Origin of the sequence: Streptococcus sp. bf_0095, assembly GCF_004166885.1 — a bacterium.
Lineage (GTDB): Bacteria > Bacillota > Bacilli > Lactobacillales > Streptococcaceae > Streptococcus.
Map to the genome: position 1 here is coordinate 397,898 of NZ_RCYU01000002.1, position 13,962 is coordinate 411,859.

General features: G+C 42.3%; 10 protein-coding genes. All 10 read right to left on the reverse strand.

The genetic code is table 11. The features are described 5' to 3' along the window. Window positions 1-20: 20 nt before the first annotated feature. The 10 genes from EAI95_RS06510 to EAI95_RS06555 all read right to left on the reverse strand — a co-directional run bounded on the left by EAI95_RS06510 (window position 21) and on the right by EAI95_RS06555 (window position 13,939). Complete coding sequence (locus tag EAI95_RS06510) at window positions 21-980, reverse strand: glycosyltransferase family 2 protein (RefSeq protein ID WP_129822531.1); 960 nt, start codon at window positions 978-980, stop codon at window positions 21-23. A gap of 73 nt (window positions 981-1,053) precedes the next feature. Next, window positions 1,054-2,595: an LPXTG cell wall anchor domain-containing protein gene (locus EAI95_RS06515; RefSeq protein WP_129822532.1), complete on the reverse strand. Its 1,542-nt coding sequence runs from the start codon at window positions 2,593-2,595 to the stop codon at window positions 1,054-1,056. Between the two features lie 394 nt (window positions 2,596-2,989). Then, window positions 2,990-5,005, reverse strand: a complete 2,016-nt coding sequence (locus tag EAI95_RS06520) for a DUF2079 domain-containing protein (RefSeq protein ID WP_238662895.1) — start codon at window positions 5,003-5,005, stop codon at window positions 2,990-2,992. A gap of 169 nt (window positions 5,006-5,174) precedes the next feature. Next, window positions 5,175-5,672, reverse strand: coding sequence for a carbonic anhydrase (locus EAI95_RS06525; RefSeq protein ID WP_023027328.1), 498 nt, complete (start codon window positions 5,670-5,672; stop codon window positions 5,175-5,177). A gap of 146 nt (window positions 5,673-5,818) precedes the next feature. Then, a complete protein-coding gene (locus tag EAI95_RS06530) occupies window positions 5,819-6,514 on the reverse strand; it encodes a TIGR00266 family protein (protein WP_023027329.1) in 696 nt (231 codons plus the stop codon). Window positions 6,515-6,596: 82 nt separating this feature from the next. Next, the gene (gene radA / locus EAI95_RS06535) at window positions 6,597-7,958 is read right to left on the reverse strand and encodes a DNA repair protein RadA (protein WP_129822533.1); all 1,362 of its coding nucleotides are present in this window, start codon (window positions 7,956-7,958) and stop codon (window positions 6,597-6,599) included. 13 nt (window positions 7,959-7,971) lie between these two features. After that, window positions 7,972-8,487 carry a histidine phosphatase family protein gene (locus tag EAI95_RS06540; protein ID WP_238662896.1) on the reverse strand — a complete coding sequence of 172 codons (516 nt, stop codon included), beginning with the start codon at window positions 8,485-8,487 and terminating at the stop codon, window positions 7,972-7,974. A 1-nt stretch (window position 8,488) separates the two neighbouring features. Then, window positions 8,489-8,935, reverse strand: coding sequence for a dUTP diphosphatase (locus tag EAI95_RS06545; RefSeq protein ID WP_042361437.1), 447 nt, complete (start codon window positions 8,933-8,935; stop codon window positions 8,489-8,491). A gap of 237 nt (window positions 8,936-9,172) precedes the next feature. Next, entirely contained in the window at window positions 9,173-9,862 is a 690-nt protein-coding gene (locus EAI95_RS06550; RefSeq protein ID WP_048716619.1) for a gamma-glutamyl-gamma-aminobutyrate hydrolase family protein, read from the reverse strand. Window positions 9,863-10,018: 156 nt separating this feature from the next. After that, window positions 10,019-13,939 carry an FctA domain-containing protein gene (locus tag EAI95_RS06555; protein ID WP_173018612.1) on the reverse strand — a complete coding sequence of 1,307 codons (3,921 nt, stop codon included), beginning with the start codon at window positions 13,937-13,939 and terminating at the stop codon, window positions 10,019-10,021. Window positions 13,940-13,962: the final 23 nt, after the last annotated feature.

Genomic DNA, 13,962 nt, shown 5'->3' on the forward strand with positions numbered 1-13,962 from the left:
TCTTCTATCTCCTATCTTCCTTATCCGATACTATCTTCTTTCGCCTTCTCAATATTGGTGTCTTCAATAATGAAATGAGGGCGACGTTTCACTTCGTAATAAATCTTCCCGATATATTCTCCAAGAATTCCGATAAAGATTAGCTGCACTCCACTAAAGAGGATGATGGCCGCAATGGTGGTGAAATACCCACTCACATAATTCCCCGGAGCAAAGATATACTTCATCAACTCAAAAGCCAAGTACAGAATAGCCAAGCCCAGACAGATAAAGCCAAACTGGATACAAACGCGAAGAGGCCGGTCATTAAAGGAAATAATCCCTTGAATGGCATAGTTCATGGATTTCTTGAAGCCAAACTTACTCTTTCCAGCCTTGCGAAGTTCATTTTTGTAGGGGATGACTTTCTCCTTGAAGCCAATCCATTCGTACAGACCTTTATTAAAGCGGTTATATTCCGGCATGGAGACAAAGGCGTTGATGGCCTTGCGACTGAGAAGTCTGAGCTCGGATTTCCCATCCGTCAAATGGACATCCATCGATTTGTTAGATAGGAAGTAAAAGAGACGAGCAAAGGTGCTCCCCACAAAGGACTCACCGTCACGAGTCCGCTGGCCACTGACGATATCGTAGCCTTCCTTGTAGGCCTCTAAAAAGAGCGGGATGAGATAGGGCGGATGTTGCAAATCACCATCCATGACCATGACAGCATCTCCCGTCGCATACTTAAAGCCAGCCAAGATACCACTCTCTCGGCCGAAGTTTCGACTAAAGCGAATATATTTGACCCGATCATTGCCTTTGGCAATCCCTTCGATTAGCTCAAAAGTCTTGTCATTGCTTCCATCATCAATATAAAGGATTTCATAATCCGAAAGATCTTTCCCAAGCATGTCTTCCAGCTGGGCCGAAATAGCTGCATGCGTCTGAGCTAGTACTAATTCCTCATTGAGTAGTGTAATGAGTATTGATAATTTCATCCCTTTTCTCCATCTATCGTTCTCCCAAAAAAGAGAGAGCTTTCGCTCTCTCCATCATACGGAAACTCTTTGTTTATTTATTAGAAATTTTGCGTTTTAACACGATCGCACCGATGAGGACAATGACTCCTGAAATTACAAGACCAGTTGCTACGACTTCACCAGTACTTGGAAGAAGTTTCTTACGACCTCCACCAGTACCACCGCCTGGTGTTGACTCAGTCGTGTCACCAGTGGTTGGGCCACCAGGAGTTGTTGTTGTAGTGGTTGTTGGACGTCCTCCACCAGTCGTAGTTGTCGTAGTGGTTGGTTCCTCAGTTGTCGTGGTTGACGTAGTGGTTGGTCCCTCAGTTGTCGTTGTGGTTGAGGTGGTTGTTGAATCCTCTGTTGTCGTTGTGGTCGACGTTGTTGAAGGCTCCTCGGTTGTCGTGGTTGACGTTGTTGAAGGCTCCTCAGTCATCGTGGTTGACGTGGTCGTTGGTGCCACAGTTGTCGTGGTCGACGTAGTTGAAGGCTCCTCAGTTGTCGTAGTTGACGTTGTTGAAGGCTCCTCGGTTGTTGTCGTTGTAGTGGTTGTGCTTGTTGTGGTAGTTGTCGTTGTAGTGGTTGTTCGATCCCCACTACCGCTACCTGAAGCAGTTTCCAAACGTGTCAAGGCGTTGACTGAGCGAGACTTTTCAAAGTTGCTAGCTGACCATTCTAGGACATTAGCTACTTTGCTTCCTTCAGGAAGCTCTGACTTCAACTCTGTTGTGTACTCAATGTACATAGCCCAGTTCCAGTTATCCCCAAAATTAATCGTGAATCCTGTGATGCCACCATCAGCATTTCGTGTAAATTCAGCTTTATTGCTAAAGTTATCAATTGGATCCAATTTAAGAAGAGCCGCCTCATTCGGAATCTTCTCTGGTTGAGTCGCATAACGAACTGCACGGAAGGAACTTTCTACCAAGACTTGTCCGCTGTCGCTGAAGTCATCCTTGATGACCATGTTGTTCAACTTGTCTTGAACCGCATTCAAGACAATACGCCATTTTATCCGCTTAGGATTTTCTGGATCTTGGTAACCATACTTCATTTCATAGTCACCAGCTTCACCATCGTCCTTGTTGTAGTTCAATGTGAAGTCAGTGCTACCAAATGTAAAGTAGTAAGTTCCCGTCTTTGGCAAGTTCGCTGCATTTGGACGAACATTGTACCTCAAGGTCATTACCTTATCTTTGTAATTCTCAGAGAAATAGTTTGTAAAAGTAATGGTCACCTTTTGCGTACTTGGATCGGTCACTGCATTGGCAATTACTTCACCATTTTCGTGTACAATTGGAAACTCTAGCTTGGTCACCAGGCCTAGTTCTTTTGGAAGATCTAGAACCAATGTGTCACCAGCATTGATCTGCTGTGAGTCAGGGAAACTAATCTCGTTTGTCGCCTCCATCGTTTGACCAGTAGTGATCTTCGTGTCGGCAGTTAACGGTTGGTTATCAACCTTAATTTCAGTTTTTATCGTATAACTGGTTACTTCAGTCGCAAAGACTGTCGTAAAAACTGTCAAGGATAAAACTAAAAGACTCATAAATGCTAAAACTCGCTTCACGCGTGCTTTTGTGGTCTGCATATTATGCTCCTTTATAAATTATTTGATTATTATTGTAACATATCTGTTTATAAATGCAAGATTTTTTAATTATTTTTCACTAATTGTTCAGTTTTTTGTCAATCCGATTTTACAGGAGAGTCAAAGCCTCTCAAACACCGAAACAAAGCCCATCGACAGCCTTTCAATTCACAACGAAAACCATCTTGATCTTCATCTTTTTCATTAAATTTTCACAAGCTTTTCCTAGTTTTTTCAGATGTTGCTTTCATCGCTCCGAGAATAAAAGTAAGCAACCTATATAAAAAGGCAGTAGCTACTATGTACTACTGCCTCTATAATTGTTCATTATGAAAAAATATCGCACAGCATATGTTTATTGCTTCTGATCAAATAGACAAGGTAGCCACCTTTTTTACTTCGCCTTCTCTAAAATATAAACATGAGCGGACGAATACTGACTCTCCCGGTATCCTAAAGCTTCATAACTCGCTAATAATTGATTGTATTCTTCGTTTTGATCCTTTTGAGATTGAGGGATCACAATATAATCAATTGTTGGATCCGCCTTCTTATCATTGTGATAGAAAATATCATAGAGTTTTTTATGACCTCTAAGTGATGGTGTATAGGCTCCCTCAGCTAAGACTGAAGCATCCTTTGGCAAACTTCCTAAAGTCTTTTGGATTTCATCAAACATGTCTTTATTTTGACGGTAATAGCCGATATTAAAGGACCAATTATTAGTAAAGTGGTGTAGAAGACTACCAGAAAAAATAATTCCTACTATCACGATAGCTACCGCTATTTTTTCCTGTAGGATGTTAGTTTCCTTAAGATCCTCTAATGCTAGAAGCGTCATGATGAAAACTAAAGCACCACTTCCATAGCTATATTGGAAACCAATATCATACTGATAGGGCCAATTAGGCAGTAGGTTAATCACTATCAGTGGAATCACAAGAAAATAAGTCGACCAACGCCGTTGGAGTAGTCCTAAGAAACATACCGGAGCAAACATCAAGAATAAATACCCTAATTTTTTAGCAGTCAGTAACGTACTAATGACATATCCTGGATGGAAGAATAGATTTTTAATCACCATTAACATCCCGCTTTCCCCATTGAGCAAGAATGCCTCAAACCGTGAAACCATTCCTCCCTCACCATAGGCACTCAGAAGATGCATGGCAAAAACGAAATAGGCAATAGGCAAGACAATCTCCGTAAAAAGAAGCCATCTTTTTGTCTGCTTAGATAGATCAAATCGTTTCTGGAAAAGGAAGAATAAGCCCATACTGAGTACATAGATAAAGGCATCTTCTTTCACGAACAATAGTAACATGGTAGCTAGTAGAATCTTCCATTTTTGTTCCGAAATAATGAAATAAAATACCCAAAACACTAATGGGACTAAAAAGCAGTTTTCATGCAGATGGAATCCCCCTGCCGTTGTCATCACTGGCAACAACATAAACCATAAGATGGCCAAAGTATTCGTCAGATTAGAAAACTGTAATTTACGAAGGATTAATCTCAATGGGATAATCCCTGAAAAGACTACGAGCAACTGTAAAATTTCTAAGGTCTCTACATATGGGAAGAGCTTATAGAATGGCAACATTAGATAAAAAATCGGTGAAATATGGACGGCAAAATGAGAGAGTACTCTATCTCTTTCTAAGGTCGTTATCGGAGTCAAATCGTGATTCATCCGTTCAAACATTTGAGAAAAGATCCCAATATCAAACGATGACAACTCATTTGTCTTCACTTTGTAAACCACTACAACAGAAAGATAAAGGACGTAGATCAGAACAAGCGAAAACACGATTGTTTGAACGATTTTTTTATGTCCCTCCAAGTAGTTATATATCGGAAATTTGAAATAAAGAATAATAAACGCAACTGAGATAATGGAGGCAATAGCAACCGGCCAGATGATTGAAAGAAATCGGGTGCTGGAAAGATCAATAGCATGAAAGCCAAGTGCTTGATCTTGAAAATTCGAGCTTCCTAAGGTTAGTAAACGCGGTGTGGCTAGCAAGATGACCGATACATACAAATAGGATGACTTTTCTTTGTTAAACATCCCCCCTATAAACAAAATTAGAGCCAAAAGAATCAAGCCCAGCGATAAAAAGAAGGACATACTCTTATAAATAGCTACGAGGAGAGTCACACAAGAAAGAATGATGGTGATACTACGTATATCTGACTTCATCAACTTGTCATGTAAACAAATTAAGGCACCTCCCACAATAAAAAAGATTCCCATTTTTAATACGGACAAGGGGGCGAGTGTCAAAAACAGATCCTGTGAGGCCACACTCAACAAGTCTACCAATAACATTGTCAAATAGGCACTGATACCGCACATGATAGCATATTCCGTTTTCGCAAACAAATCGCTAAAAACTTTTTTCATCATAAAATCCCTCCAACTGATATTTTATCATAATTTTATACTTCAAACCTAGTTTGGACTAATATTTTTGTAACCTCTCTAACCATTTGATGCCTTATGTTTTCAACCCCTATCAATTTTCAGTTTCGTCTTTGCAAACAAAAACCGTTAGCCGAAAAGCTAACGATTTACGTTAATCTATCACCTCAGTGATCAATCCTGTATCGACATCATAGACAGCTCCTGAGATAATGACATCATCTGGAATCAGCGGCGATGCTTTTAAGAGAGCGACATCCTCCCGGACGCTCTCGTAGATATCCTGAAAGGGTAGGAAGTCTTGGTCTCCAACATCAACTCCCAGTTCCTTCTTCAGATGCTGACGGAAGCCTTCATTCTCAAAGGTTTGCGCTCCACAGTCTGTGTGGTGCAAGACGACGATTTCTCGAGTCCCCATCTGTTGCTGTGAGATGACCAAGGAACGAATCATGTCCTCTGTCACGCGCCCACCTGCATTCCGCAAAATATGGGCATCTCCCAAAGCAAGCCCCAGTGCTGGTGCCACGTGAAGACGAGAGTCCATACAGGTCACAATGGCCACTTGCGTTTTCGGTTTGATCGGAAGATGGAGGTCTCCGTGCAATTCAACATAGGCTTGATTGGCTTTTAAAAAATTCTCAAAATAGGACATTAGGAACTTCCTTTCTGGTTGGTAAAATAGTTTGAACACCAAATTATTTACACTCTATCTTACCATCTTTTTCCCAGATTGTCAGTTGTCAGCCTACATGAAAAAGGAGAGCAAAAGCAAACCGACTTCTACACTCCTTTCTTATCTTATGATCGTCTTGGTAAATAACGATTCAGCAAGCCAGCAAAGGTCTGAAGGTTGAGACTTTGAACATAGACCTCACCAGTCCCTCTAAAGGTATTGACAACACCTTCACCCGTTCCGATGGATTGCCAGAAACCATTTTCCAAATGGATATTGTAATCCAAAGACTGGCTCCAAGCAACGACATGGGCATTATCGATGGTGATTTCTTGATTGTTTAGCTCAATTTTTTTAATTGAGCCGTAGGCATTCACCAAGAGGGTCCCTTGACCTTGGGTCGTCATGACGAAGAATCCACCCTGACCACCAAAGAGAGCCTTACCAATCGATTGGGTTTCCATTGTATAGAAAGCTGAACCATCCAGTGCAAGGAAGGCACCATCGTTCAATCGATACTGCTTTTCGCCCAAGTAGAGTGGCACCACCTGACCTGGTGAGTCGGGTGCCAATGCTAGGTAAGCATTATTAGACTGGGCAAATACCTGAGTGATAAAGGTACTTTCACCCGAAACCATTGACCGTCCAACTGCTTTCACAAAGCGTCCCACACCAGAGCCACTCGCATTTAATTTGGTGTTGAGGGTCACATTAGGCGTATGGTAGACCATACTCCCCCGTTGAATATAGACAGTTTCACCTTGATTGAGAGACAGCTCGACCAAAGGGAACTGCACATTGTTATCTGTAAAAAATTGCAAAATAAGTACCCCCCTATGTTTAGTAAGTATAGAAAAAGTATAGCACAGGAAAAACCTTTTTGCAAACGATTCCAAGATCTGGTTAAGAAAAGACTTTTTTCAGAACTTCCCCTACCGTGGAGACTGCTATCACTTGAATGTCATCTGGGATCGCGATCCCTTGGAGAGAATTTTTAGGTGCATAAATCTTTGTGAAGCCTAGTTTCGCCGCTTCGTTGATCCGTTGCTCAATCCGAGTCACTCGGCGAATCTCACCAGTCAAGCCAATCTCACCGATAAAGGCCTCTTGAGGATTGGTTGGAAGCTCCTTGTAGCTAGAAGCAATGGCCACCGCTACGGCTAAGTCAATGGCTGGTTCGTCCAGTTTGACACCACCAGCTGACTTGAGATAAGCATCTTGATTTTGGAGAAGGAGCCCGCAACGTTTCTCTAACACAGCCATAATGAGGCTGACCCGATTAAAGTCAAGACCCGTTGTCGTCCGCTTGGCATTTCCAAATACAGTCGGTGTCACCAAGGCTTGAACTTCCGCCAGGATTGGTCTGCTGCCTTCCATTGTGACGACAATGGCAGAGCCAGTCGCCCCATCCAAGCGTTCTTCCAGAAATACCTGACTGGGATTGAGGACCTCAACCAAACCGCCCGACTGCATCTCAAAGATTCCGATCTCATTGGTCGAGCCAAAGCGGTTCTTGACCGCTCTCAGGATCCGGAAGGTGTGGTGGCGTTCGCCCTCAAAGTAGAGCACCGTATCCACCATGTGTTCCAACATCCGAGGTCCTGCCAAGGTCCCTTCCTTGGTCACATGCCCGACGATAAAGATGGCAATGTTATTAGTCTTAGCCAGCTGCATAAGTTCAGCTGTCACCTCACGCACCTGAGAAACAGACCCCTGCACTCCTGAAATCTCAGGAGACATAATGGTCTGGATAGAGTCAATGATGAGGAAGTTGGGCTGGATGCGTTCCACTTCTGCTCGAACACTCTGCATATTGGTCTCGGCATAGAGGTAAAACTCACTGTCAATATCTCCCAAGCGCTCAGCTCGCAATTTGATCTGCTGGGCCGACTCCTCTCCACTGACATAGAGGACCGTTCCCACTTGAGACAGTTGGGTGGAGACTTGAAGGAGCAGGGTCGATTTCCCAATCCCTGGATCCCCCCCGATGAGAACGAGACTCCCTGGGACCACTCCTCCACCGAGTACACGGTTGAATTCCTCCATCTCCGTCTTGGTCCGGTGAACATTGATAGAGGTCACGTCCGCCAATTTCATGGGTTTGGTCTTTTCACCCGTCAAGGATACCCGGGCATTCTTAACTTCTGCAACTTCGACTTCCTCCACAAAGGAAGACCAAGAACCACAGTTAGGACAGCGCCCTAGGTATTTGGGTGAATTGTAGGCACAATTTTGACAAATAAATGTCGTTTTTTTCTTTGCGATGATAAACCTCTTTCTAAATCTCTATCTCACACTCAATCACTTGGCAAAAATCAATGGTTTCATTCGGTACAAATTGACGCATGAGCATACGATGGGTAACCACTACAAGCTTTTGATAGTCTCGGTACTTGGCCAAACTTTCAATAAAGCGAGCTCTCATATCCTCAGCAGTTTCATATTGAATTGGGCTATCCGGAAGGAGCTTCCCATTATTTTCTAGAAACAGAGTCCGAGCTGTTTCAAAATTCTCTATACCACTTTCGTATACCTGCCATTCGTGCAATAAAGGCTCTACCCTTAAAGGTAGACCAGTAGCACAAGATACATAAAAAGCCGTTTCTAATGCTCGCGTCACTGCAGAAGACACCAGTATATCAGCTGAGCCAAGCAAAGGATTTTGACAAAGTTCCTGAGCTTGTTGTCTTCCTTTCTCAGATAAGGGTGCCAAATCCATTCCGAATCCAGTATAGAAGCGTTCCTCTAACTCGCGATAATCTGGCTCCCCGTGACGCACAAAGATAATCTTCATCTTAGTGCCCTGTCGACCCAAATCCACCAGTACGAACTCCGTCTGCCTCGTCGCCATCTGCAATTAAAAATGGTGCAAAGACAGCCTGAACCACACGTTCGCCGACTTCAAGAACCACTTCCTGGTCGGTAATGTTTTTCATCTGAGCAAAGATATGGCCTTCATTTCCAGGGTTTCCATAGTAGTCACCATCAATGACACCAACAGAGTTAATCAAGACTAGACCTTTTTTGCGAGGATTAGAGGAACGGTCATAGAGGTAGAGAACCTCTGTCGGTTGCATATAAGCCTTGACTCCTGTTGGCACAAGGACGATCTCTCCTGGCGCAATCACCGTGCGTTCTGCTACCTTTAAATCGTAGCCAGCCGCATGGGCTGTCTCCCGTTTTGGAAGCAAGTCTTGATTGGTATAGGTTGATACAAGTTCAAATCCACGAATTTTTGTCATCATAATTCCTCTTTCATTCTAAATAGTTTCCATCTCTTCTATTATACCATCACTTTGGCCTAGCGTCTCCCCTATACTACTATTCGTATTTTTCCTGACAAACACACAAAAGCCCCCTCAAAGGAGGAGACTTTTGCAGGAGATTATATGAAAAAAGTAAACTGTATCAAACAAAGCTAGGAGGTCTTTGTTGATGAGACTAGTTTACCTCTTTCTCCTTAAAAAAACCTAAAGAGCTTACAATTCTTGTAAAAGATAGCGGAAGAGTTCGAGATTGCCTTTTTCTTCTTTGACAAGAAACTCTGGATGCCATTGCAAGCCGATGATGCGATGACCGTCCACTGCTTCGATGGCTTCAATGGTCTGATCTCGTGGGTCAATGGCTGTCACTCGAAAGTTAGGCGCCAAGTCCTTGATGCTTTGGCGATGAACAGAATTGATCTGGCTAGCTTGCCCAAAGAGACGCTCCACCACACTGCCTTTTTTGGTCTCAATTGAATGAGAAGTCCCAAAAGGAAGCCCCTGCCAGTGCCCTTCTACTTCTTGATGGAGAGTCCCACCGAAGGCAACATTGACCAACTGAACCCCTCGGCAGATAGCTAGGACGGGCTTATTTTGACGGACTGCTTCTTTTAACAAGGCCAATTCAAACTGATCGCGCTCGAGATTGTAGTCATCACTCTCGATAGCGATCTCTTCTCCATAAAAGCTAGGATGGACATTTTGCCCCCCACTGAGGATAAGCTTGTCCACTGTTTCGATATAATCTTTTGCAAAAGATGGGTCTCCCACTGGGATGACCATAGGAAGGCCACCTACTTGCTTAATGGTTTCCGCAAACTTACAAGATACAGACGAATGGATATTTTTTCCATCTGGATCCACTGCACATAGATTGGCAGAGACTCCAACAATCGTTCTACACATGGCCTTCCCTCCTTTGATATTTCTATTCCCTATTTTATCATCCCAACCTTAGAGCGTCTAATATGTATTTTTTAAGAGCCTGATAAATATTTTTTATCACCCAAAGCAAAAAAACAGGCTTGTCTAGCGAGGCTAGAACAAAACCTGTTTTAGAGATTAATTCTCACGTTTTTTGTAAACCAAGGCACTTCCAGCAACCGCCAATGCGAGTCCTGTAGCCACTAGTCCTTCACTCATTGATTGACCAGTAGAAGGAAGAACTTCTTTTTTATCCTCTTTTGGAGGATTTGATGGAATTTCTTTTTCTGGCTTTTCAGTAGAAGGTGGTGGAGTTTTCCCTTTTGGAGGATTAGATGGAATTTCTTTTCTTGGTTTGTCATAAGAAGGTGGTGGAGGAGTCAGTTGATTGACAACATTCCCTTTATCTACTACCAAATTTGTCGCAGCAGTTAATTCCGCCGCAGAAACAGTGATTGAATCAGTTGAAAGTTGGTATCCTGCTGGAGCAGTCAATTCTTTCACCACATAATCCTTAGCCTCAAAGCCTACAAATCTTACAAGACCATTGGCATCAGATGTTGCTGTCGCTTGACCTTCGCCATATGGATTGGCAACTGGTGTCACACCATCTGCCTCAAAGAGTCCGAAGACTGCTCCTGCTAGATCTTGGTAGAATGGATTTACCTTGTGAAGCTGAATGGTGTAAAGCTTCAATTCTGGTTTCTCAACTACCGGTGGAGTTGGTGGAATAGCAGTGAATGGTTTATTGACAATTTTACCTTGATCAAGTACTTGATTGGTTGATGCAATCAACTGGCTAGATGAAACAGTAATCGCTTCTTCAGAAAGTTGGTATCCTTCTGGAGCAGTGATTTCTTTCACTACATAATCCTTGGCTTCAAGTCCTGTAAAGGTCACAAGACCGTTGGCATCGGATGTCGCTGTCGCTTGACCTTCGCCATATGGATTTGCAACTGGTGTCACACCATCTGCTTCAAAGAGTCCAAAGACTGCTCCTGCCAAGACTTGACCTTCATTGTTAACTTTGTGCAATTGAATGCTGTAGAGAGTCAATTCCGGTTTCTCAACTACTGGCGGAGTTGGTGGGATTTCAGTAAACGGTTGGTTCACCACATTACCTTTATCCACTACCAAATCTGACGCAGCGCTCAATTCTGTTGCAGAGACAGCGATTGAAGCTGTTGAAAGTTGGTAACCTTCTGGAGCTGTCAATTCTTTCACTACATAATCCTTAGCCTCAAAGCCTACAAAGCTTACAAGACCATTAGCATCGGATGTCGCTGTCGCTTGACCTTCGCCATAAGGGTTGGCAACTGGTGTGCTACCATCCGCTTCAAAGAGTCCGAAGACTGCTCCTGCTAGAGCTCGACCTTCACCATTCACCTTGTGAAGCTGAATCGTATAAAGCTTCGCTTCTGGTTTTTCAACTACTGGTGGCGTTGGTGGGATTTCACTTGTGACAAAGGTATTGGTGAAGGATGTCTTCTCACCATATGCCACTGTAGCCTTGATGGTATTGCTTGCATCATCTTTCGTAACTATTACTGTCACTTCGATGCTTGCTTGGTCGTAGGTCATTCCTTTTTCTTGAGATTGAGGGATTACTTCCTTAATCGTGTAGTGGAAAGTTTTCCCTGCATCTTCTTGTGAATAAGAAATTTCGTCAAATGCTACAGAACCATCTGCTGCATTTTGTTTTGTTTGAAGAACTTCTCCAGCTTCATCCAACAAGTTAAAGCTGAATTCGCCATCTTTTAGGTCACGACCTTCTAAAATCTTGCTGGCTGAAATCTGAGCTTTTGCTGGACTTGGAGCTGAGTAAGTATTTGCAAAGACCTTGCTTTCTGGATAGACAACTGTTGCTTTTAGGTTGTCTCCATCTTTAGTTACCTGAACGGTTACTTGTTTTTCGGCTGTATCGTATGTGATACCTGGTACGTTCCCCTTGACTTCCTTCACAGTATAAGTGTGTTCACCTTCTGCTGTGTAAGAGATAGCATCAAAGGTTACTTTGCCAGATTTGTTGGTAACAGTTTGAAGTTTGTTTGCACCTTCGTACAATTCAAAGCTAAACTCACCGTCTACCAAGTCACGACCTGTCAACTCTTTCGTCAACTCAATTGTTGCAGTTGTTGCGTTTGGTGTGAAGGCATTGGTAAATGTTTTGTTTTCTGGATAGACGACTTCTGCCTTCAAGGCATCTCCGTCACGAGTAACTTTAACAGTCACTTGTTTTTCGGCTGTGTCGTAAGCAATAGTGGCATTATCCCCTTTGACTTCTTTCACAGTGTAAGTGTGTTCACCTTCTGCTGTGTAAGAGATAGCATCAAAGGTTACTTTGCCAGATTTGTTGGTAACAGTTTGAAGCTTGTTTGCACCTTCGTACAATTCAAAGCTAAACTCACCGTCTACCAAGTCACGACCTGTCAACTCTTTCGTCAACTCAATTGTTGCAGTTGTTGCGTTTGGTGTGAAGGCATTGGTAAATGTTTTGCTTTCTGGATAGACGACTTCTGCCTTCAAGGCATCTCCATCACGAGTGACTTTAACAGTCACTTGTTTTTCAGAGGCATCGTAAGTAATAGTGGCATCATTACCTTTGACTTCTTTTACAGTGTATGTATGTTCACCTTCTGCTGTGAACTCAATCGGTTCGAATGTAATTTTCCCACTTTGGTTAGTCGTTGTTTGAAGCTTGTTTTCACCTTCGTACAATTCAAAGCTAAACTCGCCGTCTACCAAGTCACGACCTGTAAGATTTTTATCCAGCTCGATAGTAGCTTGAGTTTTGGCTGGCTTCTCTTTCTTGTTTACAATTGTTTTGCTAACAGGTTTAGTTGGTGTCGTAAATTCACTAGCTTCAACAATTGTATCTTCTGCCAACCCATAGCCTTCCGGAGCTTGAATTTCTTTGATGATGTATTTGTCACGAAGGATGTTCTTGACAGTAAATTCACCGTTCGCATCTGACTCGAATTCACCAATCACTTGACCAGTTGCTTGTCGAACAACTTGGAATTTTGCTCCTTTAAGAGGTCTGTTTTGTTCGTCTACCTTAGTAACTTTAATACTAAATTCGTAACCAATACCTTCACCACCAGCAATTTGGATTTTCACTGTACTATTTGATGAGTATTCATCCTTATTGCTTCCCTTGATAGTAGCTTGGTTAAGAATTTTTTCACCATCAACAACAGCATAGTTTACATCTGTCTCATATTCAATAGCAAATTGATCATCAGCAGCAATATTACCTAGATTAATAGAAAATGAATTTCCATTAATATTCACTGTATAGTCAGCGGTAACATCTTTTGCGTTTTTGAGTTCCCATTTACCATTGTTATATTCCCAAGTTCCTTTTTTAATCTTGAAACTTCCTGGCTTGTAGGTGATACCTGGTGATTTCAAGGTATCTGTAACAACAGCATCATTAATGACTTCATTCGTTCTGTTTACAGAAATTCGGAAGCCAAGCTCTTTGTTTCCTTTTTCGCTCCAACCCGATTTAATGATAGAGTAGCGGTTACCTCCACCGATTGTCCCACTTGTAACTTTTCCTGTGAATTTCACTTTATCATTTACAGAAACCTTAACTGGAACCTCTCCATCATTTGGAGATTTTACTTTATTAACTTGAGCATAGAAGAAAAATGAACCTGAAACATCATTTTTTTCTTCCACAAATTTTGTAAAGGTCAAGATAATTTTACCAGTCGCAGCGTCAACCTTTGCATTAGCGATCAATTTACCAGTAATTGAGTCATTAATCTCAAAATCTTGAGATTTGATATCTATTGGAGAGGCAACGCTAACTTCTGTGGTATCTCCAGCTGTAACATTTTTTCCCTCCAAAGCAAACTTTGCATTCAGACGGAAACTATCGTATCGACCAACCGGTCCTGTCAAAGCTTCACCTTTATCATTTTGAATCTTTACATCCGTGATGACATCCACTTTTTTTGACGTTTCTGCATTTACAATTTTTGAAAAAAGCGTAAAGCTTACCATCAACAATGAAAGCGTCATCAATAGATATATTGCCAACTTTTTCATTTTTTCTCCCCTTATATTCATAA